Consider the following 19,449-nt stretch of genomic DNA (forward strand, 5'->3'; position numbering starts at 1 on the left):
GTTGTATCACAAAAAAGTATGGTCATTCTGGTTAGCTTTTTTATAGAAGATAACCAGAATGTATCTGACTATTTCTCTTATATAGGTGATGGATCAGCGCTCATTTTATACCAAGCAAGGTCAGTTGAGTTTTTTAAAGCAAAAAAAAAGACGCCGGAGCGTCTTTTTATATCAGCGTTAAATCAAGCCAGTTGAGATATCTGATTTAACTTATCTATTTAAGCTTAGCTCTTTAGATCAGCTGAACTGGTTAGAGGTGTTTTTCGCACCACCAGCTTTCAGCGCAGCTTCACCCGCGTAGTACTCTTTGTGATCGTCACCGATGTCAGAACCAGACATGTTCTGGTGCTTAACACAGGCGATGCTCTGACGGATCTCTTTACGCTGTACGCCTTCTACGTAGCCCAGCATACCCGCTTCACCGAAGTACTCTTTCGCCAGGTTGTCTACCGACAGCGCAGTGGTGTGGTAGGTTGGCAGAGTGATCAGGTGGTGGAATACGTTCGCTTCGCGAGCCGTATCGGCCTGGAAGGTACGTACACGGGCATCCGCTTTCGCAGACAGTTCAGTATCATCGTATTCAGCTGACATCAGGTTAGCACGATCGTAAGCAGAGACATCTTCACCGGCCTCAACCATCGCATCGTAAGTCTGCTGACGGAAGTTCAGCGTCCAGTTGAATGATGGAGAGTTGTTGTACACCAGCTTAGCATCCGGGTGTACTTTACGAACGTCATCCATCATGCCTTTGATTTCGTGAACCGTTGGCACAGCCGTTTCGATCCACAGCAGGTCAGCACCGGCGTTCAGCGCTTCGATACAGTCAAATACGCAACGCTCATGTCCAGTACCCTGACGGAACTGATAAAGACCTGAAGCCAGACGCTTAGGACGTACCAGCTTACCGTTACGGCTGATCAGTACGTCGCCTTCGTTAGTGTCTTCAGGAGAGACTTCTTCAACGTCCAGGTAAGAGTTGTAGACATCGCCCTGATCACCCGGCTCACGCACAACTGCGATCTCTTTAGTCAGGCCAGCACCTTCAGAGTCGGTACGGGCAACGATAACACCGTCATCCACACCCAGCTCAAGGAACGCGTAACGCAGCGCACGCAGTTTCGCGTGGAAGTCAGCGTGAGGTACGGTGACTTTACCGTCCTGGTGACCACACTGTTTCTCATCAGCTACCTGGTTTTCGATCTGCAGACAGCACGCACCGGCTTCGATCATCTGCTTAGCCATCAGGTAAGTGGCTTCTGCGTTACCGAAACCGGCATCGATATCCGCAACGATTGGCACAACGTGAGTTTCGTGGTTGTCGATTTTTTCCTGAACTTCAGCTTCTTTCGCAGCATCGCCAGCTTCACGGGCTTTATCCAGTTCACGGAACAGACCACCCAGTTCACGGGCATCTGCCTGACGCAGGAAGGTGTACAGCTCTCTGACCAGGTCAGCAACAACGGTTTTTTCATGCATAGACTGGTCAGGCAGAGGGCCAAAAGAGGAACGCAGTGCAGCTACCATCCAGCCAGACAGGTAGAGGTATTTACGTTCGGTGCTGCCGAAGTGCTTCTTGATAGAGATCATCTTTTGCTGACCGACAAAACCATGCCAGCAACCCAGAGACTGAGTGTATTTGGTTTTATCTTTGTCAAACTCAGCCATATCGCGACGCATAATGCCTGCAGTGTACTTAGCGATATCCAGACCGGTTTTGAATTTGTTCTGGGCGCGCATGCGTGCAGCGGACTCAGGGTTGATTGCATCCCAGGCAGATCCGTTGTTTTCTTTCAGAGCGGTGACTGATTGGATATCTTGATTCAGGCTAGACATGGTAAATCCTTCTGTTGGTCGCTATCTATCCAGAGGTTATAGTTTATCGGTTCTGGATTAGAAGGCTGTTTACATCTTGCGCCAGCAAATTGTCGAAGTGGCTGACGCCTCACGGAAAGCCCATGATGCGGCCTTTTCAGAGGGTGGTCAAAGGCTTTTTTGTGCATAGCAGCAATGCTGTAGTTCCACTACATGAGCCGCTTATACGGTGCTGTAGTTAAACTACAAGGTTGATTGTATATTGCGACGCAGCAAAGCCATCAGTGATAAGGGTTTCAGTCGCCATAGCCTAAAGTCTAGCGACTTTCGTACAGGGGAAAAATCAACATTTTTACAGATTGTTTTGGTTATATAAATATAGTTTTCATATAGCTAAATATTATATTCGTCCAATGACTACAAAACCTGCAGGGGATTGGAAAAACAACAAGAAAAGAGGTGTATTTTCAATTATTTACTAAAACGGAAAAAGGCCATGAGATATGGCCTTTTTGGTTATGATGCAGATAGCCACGGGTTAGACGTCGTGAGACTCTTCCCGGGCGACCTATTGATGTTACTCAGTATACAGCGATCCCTGATTGTAAAGGTCTGCCAGTAGTTGTAGTTGTTGATCGCTCCATTCACCCTGACTAATGACTATGGTCGGTGTCTGGCAGAGACTGGTTGCTAAGGTACTTCCGCTGTCTGATACTTTAAAGCAGTTGCCATCAGCGTAAAACTGAATCTCTCCCGCTTTGCCCGCACTATAGGAGAATCGGCTGCCCTCGTTGCGAATGAAGCACAGGTCTCCCTCTTTTAGCGCAGTTCTGATCTGTTCTACCGTTGCAGGTTCTTCAGGACTTTGGTCCAGTTCCGGATATTTCGGGTCGGTAACAAACTTACCCAGCCACTCGCCCAGACGGGCATCATCCTGCAGATAACCGGTAAAAATTTCGCGCACTTTTTGTAACGCCTGCGGCGTAATCTCTCCGGGGTTGTCCTGCAATGTCAGGTCCGGATCAGTATAACGGGACTCTGAGGTAAGCTTTTCACCGATAAAATCGGTAAAACTACGCATAATCTCTGCATGGGAGGGGGCGCGAAAACCAACCGAGTAGGTCATGCAGTCATCGGACGCGCCGATGCCATTATGGCCGACCTGAGGCGGGATATAGAGCATATCGCCGGGTTCCAGCACCCAGTTAAATTCAGGTTCCCACTCGGTCATAATCATCACCGGTGTATCCGGCCGGCGGGGAGAGTTCTGGTCGAAGAATCCACCCACTTCCCAGCGCCGCTTGCCCTGGGTCTGAATCAGGAATACATCATAGTTATCATAGTGGGGGCCTACACCACCGCCCTGTGTGGCAAAACTGACCATCAGGTCGTCGTAACGCCAGTTAGGAATAAAACGGAACTGCTCAACAATTTCACTGGCTTCCGGCACCCAGTGATCTACCGCCTGAACCAGCAGCGTCCAGTGGGTGTCAGGCAGATTACTGAAAGTGTCTTCATCGAAGGGGCCATGCTGGATCTGCCAGTCATCGCCATCCGGGCTCTGTACGACCAGGCGTGACTCAACATCGTCTTCGAGCGAAAGACCGGCCAGCTCATCCGCCCCAACAGGTGCGTCCAGGTCCGGGAAGGCATTACGAACCAGTAACGGTTTTTTCTGCCAGTAATCACGCAAAAACTCTTCGATTGAGATGTCGCCGAAGGGTGAATCACTCATTGATCAGATCCTTTATCCTGGGATGTTGTCGGTTCTGCTGCGCTGGCAGCGGCTAATTTAGTGGTTGTTTCGTCTATCGAGGTGAGAATGCCCCGAAGCATATTCAGCTCGGTGCGTTCCGGCCGGGAGCGGTTAAAGTAGCGCCGTAGTTTATCCATCACTTTGCCCTCATGTTGAGGGATGATGAAGTGAGTGTTGCGCAGGGCCGTTTCCAGGTGTTCATAAAAAAGCTCCATATCCCGTGTGAGGGGGTAGGGCTCATCTCTTTTGATGAAATCCTGTTTGCTATGGGCCTGCCAGATTTCGTAGCACACCAGTTGAATTGCAGCCGAAACGTTAAGCACCGGATATTCAGGGTTGGCGGGGATATACACATGGTAATTACACTTCTGCAGTTCCGCGTTGTGCAGTCCCATGGTTTCGCGACCGAAAATAATAGCTACCTTGCCATGCTCTGCTTCACCCACTACTTTACGGGCACAGTCATGGGCATCAAAGATCGGCAAGTCGAAGGTGCGGTTACGGGCACTAGTACCGATCACCAGTTGGCAGTCGGCAATCGCTTCATCCAGAGTGCTGACCACGACAGCGCTTTCCAGAAGGTCTTTGGCACCGGCAGCACGGGAGTCTGCTTCTTCATCAGGAAAGATGCGCGGTTCAACCAGATATAGCTGGCTTAGGCCCATGTTTTTCATCGCCCGTGCAGCGGCACCAATATTGCCGGGGTGAAAGGTATTGATCAGTACGATACGGATATTGTCGAGCATAGTGTCATCGTTATCAGGTCAGGCGGCTATCATAGTCAGTTACGGCCTGAGAGTTATTGTTTCAGATCAGGCTTCCGGGGTGCTTGTCGTTAGTCACATGGAGCAAGCAGGATGTTCCGGTTGCCAGAAACGAGAGGGTTATCTGAGTATCAGACGGTCTGTCGTGGCTGGTTTTTGGTGTTCAGAATGGCGTAAGTTTAATGAGTTTTGCAGCGACAATCCAGAAGCTTTACCTATCGATTACGGCAGAGGAGTCTCTCTGTGATTAACATGTTTCAAACCGCGGCATGACCGAAAAGATCAATATATTGACTGTAAAGGCAAAAGGGCAGAGATCTTTGTCCGATTTAAACGTGTTAATCTGAATCGTCAGACAGGTGCTGTCTCTTTAAACTAAATCCGAACCATCGAGGTTGTTATAGTGAACGCAGTCGTAACTGCCGAATTCTCAGTTCCTGGCGCCGGTGAGCTGCTAGAGGTAGCTCCCGGAGTGCTGTGGCTGCGAATGCCGCTGCCTTTCGATCTGGATCATATCAACCTCTATATCCTTGATGATATTGACGGTTGGGTGGTGGTTGACTGCGGGCTTGGAAATTCAGATACCCGCGCCGTCTGGGAGAAAGTCATTGCCAGCTTGCTAGATGGTAAGCCGGTTAAAAAGGTTATCCTGACCCATGCCCATATTGATCATATTGGTGCGGCAGGCTGGCTGTGTCAGCGCGCTGAGGCTCCGTTGTGGATCACCGCAGGAGAGCAGGTAACCGCCCATGAGTATTTCCAGGTGAGCGGGGATGACTCTGACCACTTTGCCGCGACAGCGAAGAGCTTTCTTCATCGGCTAGGGATGAATAACAAGCAATCTGAAGGGATTATGGGGATTTTCACCGGCATCTCTACCCTGATACACCCTCTGCCTGAGGATACCTGCGAATTGCAGGAAAACTCAGTCATTAACATCGGCAACCTTGAATGGCAGGTTATTATCTCCGAAGGGCATTCAGAGGCCCATGCCTGTTTGTATTCTGAGGCGTTGGGGGTGCTGATTTCCGGTGATCAGGTGTTACCCCGGATAAGCTCTAATGTTAGTGTCAGGCCCGGCAAGCCAGAGGCTAATCCGTTGCTAACCTGGCTTGATTCATTGGCGCGCTTAAAAGCGCTGCCGGCGGATACGCTGGTGTTGCCGGCCCATGAACGTCCGTTTTATGGTCTCAGGGCGCGGTTAACCGGTTTGCTTGATGAACATCATGACACTCTGCTGCAGGTAGAGCAGGCATGTTCTGAGCCGCTGACCGTTATGCAACTGGCGGGACTGATCTATAAACGGAAACTTTCACTGTTCGATCTTTTACTGGCCGGCGGCGAATGTCTGGCCAACCTCAATTATCTGTTAGCTGAAAAGCGAGTTCAGAGTCACCTGAATGACGCGGGCGTACTGGTTTTTTCGCAACGCCCTTAATCCGGCTTATTGGGTGATTTGGCGGGCGAATTTTTGCAGGTCCCAGACAAAGCGTTCCCGGTGAAATAGCTGAGGCGAATGATCAGAGTTTTCATAGATATGTAGCTCGGTATCGGGAATGTTCTCCTTCACATACTCTGCCACCGCTGGCCCGTAGAACTGACTTTCATCGCCGTAAATCAGCAGTGCTGGGACTGAGATCTGCGGCAGCACATCGCGATAATCCGCCGCCGTCAGACTTTCCCAGCACTGTACCAGTGGCTCGCCGTCAAGGGTTTGCAGGTGTTCGCGCATCTGTTGAAAGCCCCGGGAGTTGCGCGTGTAGTTCTCATAGGATTTACGGTTGTAACCATTGGCCACCAATTGCAGCAGACCTTCAGCGAAATCTTCACGCAAAGTCCTGATCAGACGCTGATTGTGAACCCGGTCAAAATCACCGTAAATACCGTTTTTCCACTGTTCATCGGTGACCAGTTTAGGCGACTGATCAATGATGCAGACACCGGCCAGGCGATCACACCCAAAGTCACGAATATACTGCCACAGGGTCAGCGCCCCCATGGAGTGACCGACGAGCAACACCTTGTCTAAGTCGTGATGATGAATCAGCCGTTGCAGATCTGTAGCCATCTCTCTGACATGGGTACTGGTCCCTGGATTGAGTGGGTGACCACCGTGGCCCCGGGCATCCCAGCAGATCACTTCGTGGTGATCTGCCATCGCAGATGCGAAGGGCAACCAGTCTTTTGCGCTGGCGCTCCAGCCGTGCAGAAATATAACAGGACTGCCTTTGCCCAGTCGCAGGTAGTGAATTTTAGCGCCATCTTCAGCGATTATTACTTCCATAATTTCAATGACTTATTATATTAAGTTAAAGCAATAAAAAAGCAGAGCCTTGGCTCTGCTTTTTTAACAGTCGGCGATAATCAGATCGCTTTGGCCTGATCAACCGCGTTACCGATATAGCTATGCGGTGTCAGCTGTTTCAGCTCTTCTTTCGCAGCGTCCGGCATCTCCAGGGTGTCAACAAACGCCATAATGGTCGCTTTGTTCATGTCCTGACCACGGGTCAGTGCCTTGAGTTTTTCGTACGGTTCTTCAATTCCGTAGCGACGCATGACAGTCTGAATCGGCTCTGCCAGAACTTCCCAACTGTTTTCCAGATCCGCATCGAGGCGGGCAGGGTTCAGTTCCAGTTTGCTGATACCTTTCAGGCTGGACTGATAGGCGATCAGGCTGTAGCCAAAACCAACGCCCATATTACGCAACACGGTGGAGTCGGTCAGGTCGCGCTGCCAGCGGGATACCGGCAATTTAGCTGCCAGGTGCTGCATCACGGCGTTGGCAATACCCAGGTTACCTTCGGAGTTTTCGAAGTCAATCGGGTTAACTTTGTGCGGCATGGTTGATGAGCCAACTTCGCCAGCGATAGTTTTCTGTTTGAAATATCCCAGCGAGATATAACCCCAGATATCACGGTCGAAATCGATAATGATTGTGTTAAAACGGCAAACCGCATCAAACAGTTCAGCGATATAGTCGTGGGGTTCGATCTGCGTGGTGTAAGGGTTGAACGTCAGCCCCAGACCTTCAACGAACTCCTGGGCATTTTTTGCCCAGTCAACATCCGCGTAAGCAGAGATATGTGCGTTGTAGTTGCCCACAGCACCGTTAATCTTACCTAATAGTTCGACCTTTTTGAGTTGGTTGATCTGGCGCTGCAGACGGTAAGCAACGTTAGCCATCTCTTTCCCGACGGTGGTCGGAGAAGCGGTCTGACCGTGGGTGCGTGACAACATTGGCTGAGTGGCATAGGTGCGACCCAGTTGGGCGATCTCATCGGTCATCTGCTGCATCATTGGCAGCATAACGTCCTGTCCCTGCTTTAACATCAGTGCGTGAGACAGGTTATTGATATCTTCAGAAGTACAGGCGAAGTGAACGAATTCGCTGACCGCTGCCAGTTCGGCATTGTCGGCGATATGCTCTTTAATCAGATACTCAACCGCTTTAACGTCGTGGTTGGTGGTGCGTTCAATCTCTTTCACCCGGTTGGCTTCAGTTTCACTAAAGTTATCAACCAGTGCGTTCAGAACAGCGTTCGCTGCATCGCTCAGCGCCGGAACTTCAGTAATTTGCGGGTGTGCGGCAAGTTTCTGCAACCAGCGAACTTCAACGGTTACACGGGCGCGTATCAGACCAAACTCACTGAATACAGGGCGCAGATCAGCGGTTTTGCTACCGTAACGACCATCAATTGGAGAGATCGCGGAAAGAGAAGAAAGATCCATATCGAGTAAATACCTGACTGGGTTAAATTTTGAGGGCGAATTATAGCTAAAATAGCCCCGCAGGGAAAATCTGCAGGGTATTTATTTGTCGCTGGGTTAAAACGGTTAAAAGCCGGGCTGGCAGATCAGCCCCGGCCACTGATCTTACGCACTGAAGGGCGCAGCCGGGATTTGAAAAACAGCAGGTGCCAGCGCTTACCGCCCACCTGTCGCCACAGCATCGCTGAACGGATACCGGCTAATAGCAGCGCGCGTATTTTAGCGGCATTTTCTGCATTCTGCAGATGGCGGGGTTCACCGGTCACCTGAATCCTGAAACTGAATGTACTCAGCGTATCCTGGTACAGGCTGGCAAGGTTTGCGACGACGCTGGGGTGGGTATAGGCGGTCGGATTATCGGTCAGGCTGGTGCCGGCTTCAGCAAAATAGCTGGCTTGCTGGGAAATCTTGTCGATGCGTTCGCCAATAGTTTTCAGCAGGTCAGGGCGTTTATTGAGTTTACGCTCTAAGTGGATGATGCTCAGACCGTAACGAATCACATCCGGATTCTGTTCTGAACGGTTTTTATCCAGCAGTTCCTGAAGCCCGCGAAAGCCCTGGTTAAGATTGATCGGCAGATCATGAGCCCCACCGAAAATCTCCTCAGTGGTCTCCGGGTTAGTCACAAAGATGCTTGCCAGTGAGGTTTCAAAATTATTCTGTGACACCATTCCGCGGGAAGCAATTTGCTCCACCAGACTGGCGGCCTGAAACAGCCCGGCGAGGGCGATTGCCTGTTGATCTTCTGCTCTGGACATAGTGCTGACCGGTCTCTCTACGCTTTGTCGGGATCTGTGTTTCCGGAAGCTGTTTTTCCGGTTGTTTCAATAACGCCGCCACCCAGGCAGAGGTCGTTATGGTATATCACCACGGACTGACCGGGGGTAACCGCTCGCTGGGGTTCGTCAAACTCAATGCGATAACCCTCACCCTCAGCAAAAACGGTGCAGCCCTGATCGGACTGACGGTATCTTACCTTAGCACGGCAGTTGAACGGCAGGGTGGGTTTTTCGCCGCTAATCCAGAACAGGTCACTGGCCGTTAGCCAGTTGCTGAACAGCAGATCATGCTGCTGTCCCTGGACCGCAACCAGCACATTACGCTGCAGATCTTTCTCGGCAACAAACCAGGGTTCTTCCGGGTAATCCTTCAAGCCGCCAATGCCCAACCCCTGACGCTGGCCAATGGTGTGGTACATCAAGCCCTGATGCTGACCGATGATGTCACCGTCGGGGGTTTCGATATTACCTGGCTGTGCAGGGAGGTACTGTTTCAGAAAATCGGTAAAACGACGTTCGCCGATAAAGCAGATCCCGGTACTGTCTTTTTTGTCATGGGTAATAAGGTCATGCTGCTCGGCGAGGCGACGTACTTCCGGCTTTTCCAACTCACCGACCGGGAAAAATGTTTGTGCCAGCTCTTCACAGCCAACCTGATGCAGAAAATAACTCTGGTCTTTGTTGTTATCCAGACCTTTCAGCAGCGCCGCTTTGCCATCAATCTCACCCCGGCGTACATAGTGCCCGGTCGCAATTTTGTCAGCACCCAGCACTTTGGCGTATTCGAGAAACGCCTTAAACTTAATTTCACGATTGCAGAGGATATCCGGATTAGGCGTGCGACCGGCTTTATACTCTTCGAGAAAATGCTCAAACACATTGTCCCAGTACTCCGCGGCAAAATTTGCGGTGTGCAGCTTAATACCTAATTTATCGCTGACCGCCTGTGCGTCTGCCAGGTCATCCATCGCGGTACAGTATTCAGTGCCGTCATCTTCATCCCAGTTTTTCATAAACAGGCCTTCAACCTGATACCCCTGTTGTTGCAATAGCAGGGCTGACACGGATGAATCCACGCCGCCGGACATGCCGACGATCACTTTTACGGTTGCCGGATCGATCGTTGAGGGACGGCTTTTAGCTGCTTCTGACATAGGGACTGTATCTGACCTTAAAACGGATGATGTTCTGGTTAATATGCGACCGAAGTCGCGTAATTCAATGTTTTACTAGATATTTGCTTCACCGAGTGTTCGTTTCATTGAACATCGGGCTCTACGATAACCGACAGCGGAAAACGGATACCTGCCAGGTAATCGTCTATGCAGCGGGTCACCATGGGGCTGCGTAAGCGTTCTTTCTGCTCGTCCAGCTCGTCACGGCTCAGCCAGACGGCCCGTTCAATTCCGGTATCCAGTGGCAGCTCAGGGTCATAGCTTTCAGCCTGGGCGACAAAACAGTAGCGATGATAGGTCACGCCATTGGCGGGGGCGGTATAGACATAGATACCCACCAGTTCGGTTGGGGTGACGGTCCAGCCGGTTTCTTCAAGGGTCTCGCGGATAGCGGCTTCGACAAAGGTTTCATCGGCTTCTACATGTCCGGCTGGCTGGTTGATAACCAACTGACCCAGAGACAGCGATTGTTCTTCGACACAGAGAAATCTGTCGTCCTGCTCAATAATGGTTGCCACAGTCACGTGGGGTGTCCAACGCATTCTTCATCCCGTATATTGAGGGTCTATGTAACAGTGCGTATATTAGCACTGATGAGTAGCCCCATTGAATTGACTGTCTGCAGTGTATGTTTTCCTGCAGCATCCTCTGGCGGCCAACCTTACCATTTTTCACCGCCTTTGGCTGTATTTTGGAGTGCCCTTTGTTTAAAGATATTGTGTCGGTGCAGACTGAAGATTTTTCGATAGGACAGTTATCAGAGAAGGTCAGGGTGGATGATGCCAGTCATGGTGCATTGGTCACGTTCACCGGTATTGTCAGGCAGCTGCCGGACGGGCCGGGTTTGGAAGCGATGTACCTTGAGCACTATCCCGGAATGACCGAAAAAGCGCTGATCGGTATCATCACTCAGGCACGGAATCGCTGGCCCCTGGGTAATATAGTCGTCGTCCATCGCATCGGCCGGCTCGAGTTGAATGACAATATCGTGTTTGTCGGTGTTGCCAGTGCGCACCGGCTGGCAGCATTTCAGGCGGCCCAGTTTATTATGGATTACCTGAAACGTGATGCGCCGTTCTGGAAGAAAGAGATCACGGTGGCGGGCGAATATTGGGTGGAGGCGAAACAGTCCGACCTGGATGCGGCTGACAACTGGTAGCGATTATCCTGCTGCCCCGAACGGCCTCGAAGATAAACGCTGTTTAGCGTGGCCTGCGGTTACTCCTGCCTCTGGGTGCCCCTGTCGCCTTGCCTCTTCGTGTAGGGCGGTTTGCCGACGGAGAGCGTTTAGCAGGAACCGGAATATGTACCTCTTCTGTACGGTGCTCCCCAGGTCGGAGATCCTCAAGGGCCCAGCTGCCGATGGCGGCCCGGATCAGTCGAAGTGTTGGAAATCCAACCGCGGCGGTCATCCGTCTAACCTGACGGTTTTTCCCCTCTGTGATTTTCAGTTCAATCCAGCTGGTAGGCTTATTCTGCCGTTCCCGAATCGGAGGGTTGCGTGGCCAGATCGCCGGTTGCGAGATCTTTTTTGCACTGGCGGGTCGGGTGACGCCATCTTTGAGTTCAACCCCCTGGCGCAGCTGCTTTAATGCGTCGTCATCGATTTCACCTTCGACCTGTGCCCAGTAGGTTTTTTCCAGTTTAAATTTGGGATCCGCCAGGGAGTGCTGCAGTTGACCGTCATCGGTGAGGATCAGTAGCCCTTCCGAGTCATAATCCAGTCGGCCTGCGGCATAGACACCTTTGTGCTTAATAAAGTCGGCCAGGGTTTTCCGTCCATCATTGTCGGTGAATTGGGTAAGTACCTGAAAAGGTTTATTAAATAAAATAATCTCGGACATGCAAGTTTCCGCTGAATCAACGTATCTCAAACGCGCTGACAATATGAACTGAAAAGGCAGGCAGGTTATCAGCGTCTATACTGATTCTGCAAGTTTGTCGTCTGCAAGGTCATATTATCAAATAAAGGAGGGGTAAATGATGGCATATACCAAGATCACAGTACCGCAAGGCAGCAAGATCAGTGTGAATGACAATAACGCTCTCGATGTTCCTGATCACCCGATTATTCCCTATATCGAAGGGGATGGCATTGGTATCGATGTCACCCCCGTAATGCTGGAGGTTGTCGATGCGGCCGTTAGTAAAGCCTATGGCGGACAGCGTAAGATCGCCTGGATGGAGGTCTATGCCGGGGAGAAAGCGACAACTATTTATGACCAGGATACCTGGCTGCCGGAGGAAACCCTCGAAGCCTTCAAAGAGTTTGCCGTGGGGATTAAAGGTCCACTGACCACCCCTGTTGGTGGCGGCATACGCTCACTGAATGTAGCGTTGCGACAGGAACTGGATCTATATGTCTGTCAGCGCCCGGTTCGCTGGTTTAAGGGTGTGCCCAGTCCGGTAATCAACCCTGGTGATGTCGATATGGTTATCTATCGTGAAAACTCAGAAGATATCTATGCAGGTGTTGAGTGGAAAGCGGGTAGCCCTGAGGCAGATAAGGTGATTCGTTTCCTTAAAGAGGAGATGGGCGTCACTAAAATTCGCTTCGATACCATGTGCGGCATCGGTATCAAGCCAGTGTCGGAAGAGGGGACTAAACGACTCGTCAGGCGAGCACTGCAATACACCATTGATAATGATCGCAGATCGATGACCCTGGTACATAAAGGCAACATCATGAAATTTACGGAGGGCGCCTTCAAGGATTGGGGCTATGAGATCGCTAAAGAAGAGTTTGGCGCGCAACCGCTCAATGGCGGTCCCTGGATGAGCATGACGAACCCCAATAATGGTAAAGACATTATCATTAAAGATGTGATTGCCGATGCGATGTTACAACAGATATTGCTGCGTCCGGCGGAGTATGATGTGGTGGCTACGCTAAATCTTAATGGCGATTATATCTCAGATGCGCTGGCCGCAGAGGTGGGCGGTATTGGTATCGCACCGGGGGCCAACCTGTCTGATAAAGTGGCTATTTTCGAGGCAACTCATGGTACAGCACCAAAATATGCCGGTAAGAATAGGGTTAATCCAGGCTCAATTATTCTCTCTGCAGAGATGATGTTACGGCATATGGGCTGGTTCGAAGCGGCTGATCTGATTATAAAAGGGATGGACGGTGCGATTACCGCGAAGACAGTGACATATGACTTTGAGCGCTTAATGGAGGGGGCAACACTGCTGAGTAGTTCGGAGTTTGGTGAAGCCATAATCCAGCATATGTAATTGCCAATAAACGATCAAACCGTCAACAAAGGTGGTTATCTGCTAAGTCGGCGTTCACAAAAAAGGGCGCCATTTATGGCTCAGGAAAGTTTATGGCTCAGGAAAGTTTATGGCTGGGGAAAGGCCGCTGAATTGAATAGTCGTTGAGATGTAGCTCTCTCTGCCGTTCTGGCAGAGAGACGTGCTTAGCTAGTTTCTTCTGTTTCAGCCGTTGATATCAGCTTGATATTGATAGCATGTGTGCCTTTAGGCCCCGGCGTTGTTTCAAATTGTACAGCCTGACCTGCTTTAAGGCTTTTGTAGCCCTCCGTCAGTATGACAGAGTAATGTGCGAACAGATCCTCTTTGAAGTCTGGTGAAACGATAAAGCCAAAGCCTTTACCATTGTTGAACCATTTGACTTTCCCTGTGTGCATTGCCCCCCCCAATATCCGATTACATCGACCCTAATTAGCTTTAGGTCTGTTACCACAACGAGCTCTCTTGCTACAATGAGACAATATGCGTGATATGGTTCCTTGTCAAAATGCAGGGACATCCGATACTGCATATACTCTTAACTCCTGCCCACACAGTATAACATTGGGCTGGAGGCCCCGTGCTATAAGGGGTACTCAAATTAGTGTATGTAAAACTGTTAATCTTTTTGAGATATGATATGCGTCAAGCGCTTTGTGATATTAAACTTTCAGGCAATCCCGACGATTTTGTTGATCACAACAATACCGGGGTGGTCACAGAGGAAGCAAAACCGGAGCTAAAAAGACCATCGATGTATCGGGTGGTATTGCTAAATGATGACTATACTCCAATGGATTTCGTAGTACAGATTCTGATGGGCTTTTTTGGAATGAATCAGGAAAAAGCGACACAAGTTATGCTGGCAGTCCATACTAAAGGAAAAGGGGTATGTGGTGTTTTTACCCGCGATATAGCTGATACTAAAGCTGCGCAGGTTAATCAGTGTGCCAGAGAGAATAAGCATCCTCTTTTATGTGAAGTAGAGAAAGCGTAGCGGAGCGTAAGGTATGTTAAATAAAGAGCTTGAAGATACGCTGAGCGTTGCCTTTAAAAGTGCGCGTTCTAAGCGACATGAGTTTATGACAGTAGAGCATCTGCTACTGGCGCTGCTTGATAATTCCGAGGCTCGCGCTGTGTTGGATGCGTGCGCTGTGGATCTCGAGAAGATGCGCAGTTTATTAAGTACGTTTATTGAAGATACGACGCCTCTGCTGCCTGAGAATATTCCCGATGTGGAAACCCAGCCAACCCTGGGGTTTCAGCGGGTTTTACAGCGGGCAGTGTTTCATGTGCAGTCTTCCGGTAAAGCTGAGGTCAACGGCGCGAACGTGTTGGTAGCGATCTTCAGTGAGCAGGAGAGTCAGGCTGTCTATGTGCTGAATCAGCAGGGCATTGAGCGTATCGATGTGGTCAATTACATCTCCCATGGTATCTCCCGTGTGGAAGAGAATGACAGTCGCCCCAGCGAAGAGGGGCTGCTTGATAGTGATAACGCTACCGATAAAGAGAAGAGTCCGCTGGCTAACTTCTCCGTCAATCTCAATGAGCAGGCGATGTCAGGCCGGATCGATCCTTTGGTTGGCCGGGATGCCGAAGTCGAGCGGGTGGTGCAGATTCTGTCTCGCCGCCGCAAGAATAATCCGTTGTTGGTCGGCGAAGCCGGTGTCGGTAAAACCGCTATCGCTGAAGGGCTTGCTAAACTGATCGTTGAGTCCCAGGTGCCGGATGTTATCGCCAAGAGCGTGGTTTACTCGCTTGATCTGGGCGCACTGCTGGCGGGCACCAAATACCGGGGCGATTTTGAGAAGCGCCTGAAAGGGCTGCTGAATGAGATTAAAGACCAGGAACATGCAATCCTGTTCATCGATGAGATCCATACCATTATTGGTGCAGGCGCCGCATCCGGTGGTTCTATGGATGCGTCTAACCTGCTTAAGCCGTTATTGAGTTCCGGACAGCTGCGCTGTATCGGCTCGACTACCTTTCAGGAGTTTCGCGGCATTTTCGAGAAAGACAGAGCACTGGCGCGGCGTTTCCAGAAAGTTGATGTGCTTGAACCCTCTGTTGAAGATACCTACCGTATCCTGCAGGGGCTGAAGAGTCGTTTTGAAGCGCATCATAATGTGAAGTACACCGATGAAGCACTACGCGCGGCCTCAGAGATGGCCGACCGCTACATCAACGACAAGCATATGCCTGACAAAGCGATTGATGTAATCGATGAAGCAGGGGCTTATCAGCAGTTGATGACGGCAGAAAATCGCAAATCGGTTATCGATGTGGCTGAAGTTGAGATTGTCGTTGCCAAGATCGCACGAATTCCCGCTAAAAGCGTGTCTGTTTCAGATAAAGAGCAGCTCAAGAAGCTGGATAGTAATCTTAAGATGGTGGTTCTGGGACAGGACCAGGCGATTGATACCCTGGCTGCCGCTATCAAGCTTTCCCGGGCGGGTCTCAATGAGCCCAATAAACCGGTGGGTTCATTCCTGTTTGCAGGCCCCACAGGTGTCGGTAAGACTGAGGTGACGACTCAGCTTGCGCGGATTATGGGGATTGAGCTGATACGTTTTGATATGTCTGAATATATGGAACGGCACACGGTATCGCGTCTGATCGGTGCGCCTCCCGGGTATGTTGGTTATGATCAGGGTGGCTTGCTGACTGAGGCGGTTTCAAAATCGCCTCATGCGGTGTTGCTGCTCGATGAGATTGAGAAGGCACACCCTGAAGTATTCAACCTGCTGTTGCAGGTGATGGATAACGGTACGCTGACCGATAACAATGGTCGCAAAGCGGACTTCCGTAATGTGATTCTGGTGATGACAACCAACGCCGGTATCGAACAGATGACCCGGGCGTCTATCGGCTTTAGTCAGCAGGATCATACCACTGACGGCATGGAGGCGATTAAGAAGCTGTTTACACCGGAGTTCCGCAACCGTCTGGATGGTATTATTCAGTTTAAAGCACTCTCTCCACAGGTTATTACCGGTGTGGTTGATAAATTCCTGACAGAGCTTCAGGCACAGCTGGATGATAAAAAAGTGGTTCTGCATGTCGATGATGCAGCGCGTCAGTGGTTTGCTGAAAAGGGTTATGATGCAACCATGGGGGCGCGGCCGATGCGACGCTTAATTCAGGAGAAACTGAAAAAGCCGCTGGCTGAAATGATTCTCTTTGGCGAACTGGCTGAAGAGGGTGGTGACGTTGATATTACCGTCAATGCTGATGATGATATCGAGATACACGCAGGGGTAGCGGTTTAACCGCTACCACCTGTCAGATATAAAAAAACGGCCTGCGGGCCGTTTTTTTATTAGCGCGCGCGGTAGGTAATGCGGCCTTTAGTCAGGTCGTAAGGTGTCAACTCAACCTTTACCTTATCGCCGGTCAGGATGCGGATATAGTTTTTGCGCATCTTGCCAGAGATGTGAGCCGTAACAACGTGACCGTTTTCCAGTTCTACCCGGAACATTGTATTAGGCAGTGTGTCGGTCACAACGCCTTCCATTTCAAAGCTGTCTTCTTTAGACATTCATTACCTACCTAAGTTAATTAATTGCAATACTACATTTTGCAGCGCAGTATTTTGCCTTATTTTATTATCTATATCAAAGGCATTTGCTAAAAACCGCAAACTAATCTTTGAAAATATTGGGATTATCGTGTGATTCTGCTGCCGGAAGGACAACCAGGCAGCGAGCAGGATACTCTCTGTTATGACTCAGTCAACCATGATCCACTGCCCATGAAGCAGCATCTCAAGCGGATTATAAGCAATTTTATATGACATTTTCTGGCACTCTCTTATCCAGTAGCCCAGATAGAGATATTCCAGTTCCAGCCGTTTAACCTCTTTAAGCTGCCAGAGAATGGCAAAGCTGCCCAGGCTGCGGCGCTCCTCTTCCGGATCGAAAAAGGTGTAAATGGCAGACAAGCCCGACGTCAGATAATCGGTAACGGCTAGCGCCAGGAGAGTACCTGTCGGGTCTCTGAACTCATAAAAACAGCCTTTCTGGCCGCCCTCAATCAGGAATGCGCTGAACTGTTCAGGGGTCGGCGGATACATATCACCATCGCTGTGGCGAGTGTTGATGTACTTTTCATACAGCGCATAATACTCGTCAGTAAACTGAGGAGGAACCGCCATAACCTGCAGGTCTCTGTTTTTGTTGAAGATCCGCTTCTGGCTTTTGCTGGCCAAAAACTCACGTCCATTCACCCTTACAGAGATACATGCCTGGCAGTTGCTGCAATAGGGACGATAGATATGCTTGCCACTGCGACGAAAGCCAAGATCTGAAAGCTGACTGTAAGCATCGGAGGTAATAACCTCCTGCGGATCAACAAACAGTGTCTTAGCTTCGAATCCGTCGAGGTAGCTGCACTCATGTTCCGGTGTGGCATAAAAATGCAGGGTTTTCAGGTTTGTCACTCAGTTCTTACCACGTCTTCTTTATCAATATCGAAATGCCAGCGATGATTCAGCTCTGTTTCCAGATTGTGATCAAGGTACTGTTTAAACTCGGTTCGGGGAATAGATCTGACCCCCAAACTGGTTAGATGGTTATTTTCGACCTGACAGTCAATTAAAGCATAGCCCCATTTTTCCAGTTGTCTGGCAAAAATCACAAATGCTATTTTCGATGCGTTGGTTGTCCGACTAAACATCGATTCACCAAAAAACAGTCGGCCCATCGCAATGCCATAGAGACCGCCGGTCAGTTCACCGTTTTGCCACAGCTCAACCGAGTGGGCGACGCCTCGCTGGTGCAGCTGGGTATAGGCATTCTGCATCGGCATGCTGATCCAGGTACCGTCAGTATAGCCTCTTGGTGCGGCGCAAGCAGCGATCACCTCAGTGAATGCCTGGTCAAAGGTAATCTCAAATTCCGTACTGCGAATCGCTTTACGCAGGCTTCTGGAGATATGGATCTGTCCCGGAATCAGCGTGCAGCGAGGGTCCGGAGACCACCACAGGATAGGTTCACCCGGGCTAAACCAGGGGAATATACCATGCCGATAGGCTTCAATGAGGCGATTGCCGCTCAGATCACCACCGGCAGCGAGTAAACCGTTAGGTTCCTCCAGCGCCTGAGTGATCGGCGGAAAGTCGTTACTGTTTGGATCAAGCCATGGAATCATCTCTGTGCGGCTTAAACCATATCATCCAGATAGCGTTCGGCATCCAGTGCAGCCATGCAGCCAAAGCCCGCCGAGGTGATCGCCTGGCGGTAGATATGATCAGCTACGTCGCCCGCAGCAAAAACACCCTCTACTGAGGTTTGGGTGGCATTACCGTTGGTGCCTGACTGGATCTTAATGTAACCGTCTTTCATCTCCAGCTGGTCGCCAAATATTTCAGTATTCGGTTTGTGGCCGATGGCAACAAAGACACCCTGAAGCTCCAGCTCACGGGTTGAATCATCTTCAGTGCTTTTTACGCGGATGCCGGTCACGCCCATCGGATCGCCGAGCACTTCATCCAACTGGTGGTTCCAGAGAAGGTTGATGTTGCCGTTTTCGGCCCGCTCAAACAGTTTATCCTGCAGGATCTTTTCGCAACGCAGTGAATCACGGCGGTGGATCAGTGTAACTTCAGCGGCAATATTCGACAGGTAAAGCGCTTCTTCGACTGCGGTGTTTCCTCCACCGATAACGGCAACTTTCTGGCCGCGATAGAAGAAGCCGTCGCAGGTGGCGCAGGCACTGACACCTTTACCCATAAATGCTTCTTCTGAAGCCAGGCCGATATACTGCGCGGATGCTCCGGTGCAGATAATCAGTGCGTCACAGGTATATTCAGCCATATCGCCTTTAAGACGGAAAGGGCGGTTGTTAAGATCTGTTTCACTGATATGATCAAATATCACTTTGGTATCAAAACGTTCCGCATGGGCCTGCATACGTTGCATCAGTTCAGGTCCCTGAACCCCATCAACATCACCAGGCCAGTTATCGACCTCAGTAGTGGTGGTTAGCTGACCACCGGCCTGCATGCCGGTAATAACAATTGGATTAAGATTGGCACGGGCAGCGTATACTGCAGCAGTGTATCCGGCAGGGCCTGAGCCCAGAATAATCAATTTATGGTGTTGTATATCGCTCATTGGTGATCCGTTTTCTGTTCACGCATT

General features: G+C 50.3%; 19 protein-coding genes. 5 read left to right on the forward strand and 14 right to left on the reverse strand.

Annotated elements, in window-relative coordinates:
• Positions 1-237 precede the first annotated feature (237 nt).
• The 3 genes from Q0499_RS09895 to trmJ all read right to left on the reverse strand — a co-directional run bounded on the left by Q0499_RS09895 (position 238) and on the right by trmJ (position 4,314).
• Positions 238-1,833, reverse strand: coding sequence for an isocitrate lyase (locus Q0499_RS09895; RefSeq protein ID WP_299198826.1), 1,596 nt, complete (start codon positions 1,831-1,833; stop codon positions 238-240).
• Between the two features lie 556 nt (positions 1,834-2,389).
• Positions 2,390-3,547: a cupin domain-containing protein gene (locus Q0499_RS09900; RefSeq protein ID WP_299198828.1), complete on the reverse strand. Its 1,158-nt coding sequence runs from the start codon at positions 3,545-3,547 to the stop codon at positions 2,390-2,392.
• Positions 3,544-4,314: a tRNA (cytosine(32)/uridine(32)-2'-O)-methyltransferase TrmJ gene (gene trmJ / locus Q0499_RS09905; protein ID WP_299198831.1), complete on the reverse strand. Its 771-nt coding sequence runs from the start codon at positions 4,312-4,314 to the stop codon at positions 3,544-3,546. Before trmJ ends, Q0499_RS09900 begins: the two co-directional genes overlap by 4 nt.
• A gap of 421 nt (positions 4,315-4,735) precedes the next feature.
• Here trmJ and Q0499_RS09910 point away from each other — a divergent pair, with 421 nt between their 5' ends.
• A complete protein-coding gene (locus Q0499_RS09910; protein WP_299198833.1) occupies positions 4,736-5,770 on the forward strand; it encodes an MBL fold metallo-hydrolase in 1,035 nt (344 codons plus the stop codon).
• A gap of 6 nt (positions 5,771-5,776) precedes the next feature.
• Here the strand turns inward: Q0499_RS09910 and Q0499_RS09915 are convergent, their stop codons facing one another.
• The 5 genes from Q0499_RS09915 to Q0499_RS09935 form a co-directional block, all read right to left on the reverse strand.
• Entirely contained in the window at positions 5,777-6,616 is an 840-nt protein-coding gene (locus tag Q0499_RS09915) for an alpha/beta hydrolase (protein WP_299198835.1), read from the reverse strand.
• A gap of 80 nt (positions 6,617-6,696) precedes the next feature.
• Positions 6,697-8,061, reverse strand: coding sequence for an adenylosuccinate lyase (gene purB / locus Q0499_RS09920; protein WP_299198837.1), 1,365 nt, complete (start codon positions 8,059-8,061; stop codon positions 6,697-6,699).
• Between the two features lie 125 nt (positions 8,062-8,186).
• Positions 8,187-8,858 (reverse strand): high frequency lysogenization protein HflD, encoded by a 672-nt coding sequence (hflD, locus tag Q0499_RS09925; RefSeq protein WP_299198840.1) that lies wholly within the window; start codon positions 8,856-8,858, stop codon positions 8,187-8,189.
• 17 nt (positions 8,859-8,875) lie between these two features.
• Complete coding sequence (gene mnmA, locus Q0499_RS09930) at positions 8,876-10,033, reverse strand: tRNA 2-thiouridine(34) synthase MnmA (protein ID WP_299198842.1); 1,158 nt, start codon at positions 10,031-10,033, stop codon at positions 8,876-8,878.
• A 104-nt stretch (positions 10,034-10,137) separates the two neighbouring features.
• Positions 10,138-10,596, reverse strand: coding sequence for an NUDIX hydrolase (locus Q0499_RS09935; RefSeq protein ID WP_299198843.1), 459 nt, complete (start codon positions 10,594-10,596; stop codon positions 10,138-10,140).
• 161 nt (positions 10,597-10,757) lie between these two features.
• On the opposite strand from Q0499_RS09935, the gene moaE reads away from it, so the two are divergent.
• A complete protein-coding gene (gene moaE / locus Q0499_RS09940) occupies positions 10,758-11,213 on the forward strand; it encodes a molybdopterin synthase catalytic subunit MoaE (RefSeq protein WP_299198844.1) in 456 nt (151 codons plus the stop codon).
• A gap of 43 nt (positions 11,214-11,256) precedes the next feature.
• Here moaE and Q0499_RS09945 read toward each other — a convergent pair whose 3' ends face one another.
• Positions 11,257-11,898 (reverse strand): pseudouridine synthase, encoded by a 642-nt coding sequence (locus tag Q0499_RS09945; protein WP_299198845.1) that lies wholly within the window; start codon positions 11,896-11,898, stop codon positions 11,257-11,259.
• Between the two features lie 139 nt (positions 11,899-12,037).
• Between Q0499_RS09945 and icd the strand changes: the two genes are divergently transcribed.
• On the forward strand, positions 12,038-13,291 hold the full coding sequence (icd, locus tag Q0499_RS09950) for an NADP-dependent isocitrate dehydrogenase (protein WP_299198862.1): 1,254 nt from the start codon (positions 12,038-12,040) through the stop codon (positions 13,289-13,291).
• A gap of 185 nt (positions 13,292-13,476) precedes the next feature.
• Here icd and Q0499_RS09955 read toward each other — a convergent pair whose 3' ends face one another.
• Positions 13,477-13,707, reverse strand: a complete 231-nt coding sequence (locus tag Q0499_RS09955) for a cold shock domain-containing protein (RefSeq protein WP_299198846.1) — start codon at positions 13,705-13,707, stop codon at positions 13,477-13,479.
• 242 nt (positions 13,708-13,949) lie between these two features.
• On the opposite strand from Q0499_RS09955, the gene clpS reads away from it, so the two are divergent.
• Together clpS and clpA are read left to right on the forward strand one after the other, a co-directional pair.
• Positions 13,950-14,306, forward strand: coding sequence for an ATP-dependent Clp protease adapter ClpS (gene clpS, locus Q0499_RS09960; RefSeq protein WP_299198848.1), 357 nt, complete (start codon positions 13,950-13,952; stop codon positions 14,304-14,306).
• A 13-nt stretch (positions 14,307-14,319) separates the two neighbouring features.
• Positions 14,320-16,578, forward strand: a complete 2,259-nt coding sequence (gene clpA, locus Q0499_RS09965; protein WP_299198851.1) for an ATP-dependent Clp protease ATP-binding subunit ClpA — start codon at positions 14,320-14,322, stop codon at positions 16,576-16,578.
• A gap of 50 nt (positions 16,579-16,628) precedes the next feature.
• On the opposite strand, the gene infA is transcribed toward clpA, so the two are convergent.
• The 4 genes from infA to trxB form a co-directional block, all read right to left on the reverse strand.
• Positions 16,629-16,847, reverse strand: coding sequence for a translation initiation factor IF-1 (gene infA / locus Q0499_RS09970; RefSeq protein ID WP_091359137.1), 219 nt, complete (start codon positions 16,845-16,847; stop codon positions 16,629-16,631).
• 189 nt (positions 16,848-17,036) lie between these two features.
• Positions 17,037-17,747, reverse strand: coding sequence for an arginyltransferase (locus Q0499_RS09975; RefSeq protein ID WP_299198854.1), 711 nt, complete (start codon positions 17,745-17,747; stop codon positions 17,037-17,039).
• Positions 17,744-18,457: a leucyl/phenylalanyl-tRNA--protein transferase gene (aat, locus tag Q0499_RS09980; protein ID WP_299198856.1), complete on the reverse strand. Its 714-nt coding sequence runs from the start codon at positions 18,455-18,457 to the stop codon at positions 17,744-17,746. The genes Q0499_RS09975 and aat overlap by 4 nt, the downstream gene beginning before the upstream one ends.
• Before the next feature lie 11 nt (positions 18,458-18,468).
• A complete protein-coding gene (trxB, locus tag Q0499_RS09985; protein ID WP_299198858.1) occupies positions 18,469-19,422 on the reverse strand; it encodes a thioredoxin-disulfide reductase in 954 nt (317 codons plus the stop codon).
• Positions 19,423-19,449 lie beyond the last annotated feature (27 nt).

This window comes from uncultured Amphritea sp., from assembly GCF_937127095.1.
In the GTDB taxonomy this organism is placed as follows: domain Bacteria; phylum Pseudomonadota; class Gammaproteobacteria; order Pseudomonadales; family Balneatricaceae; genus Amphritea.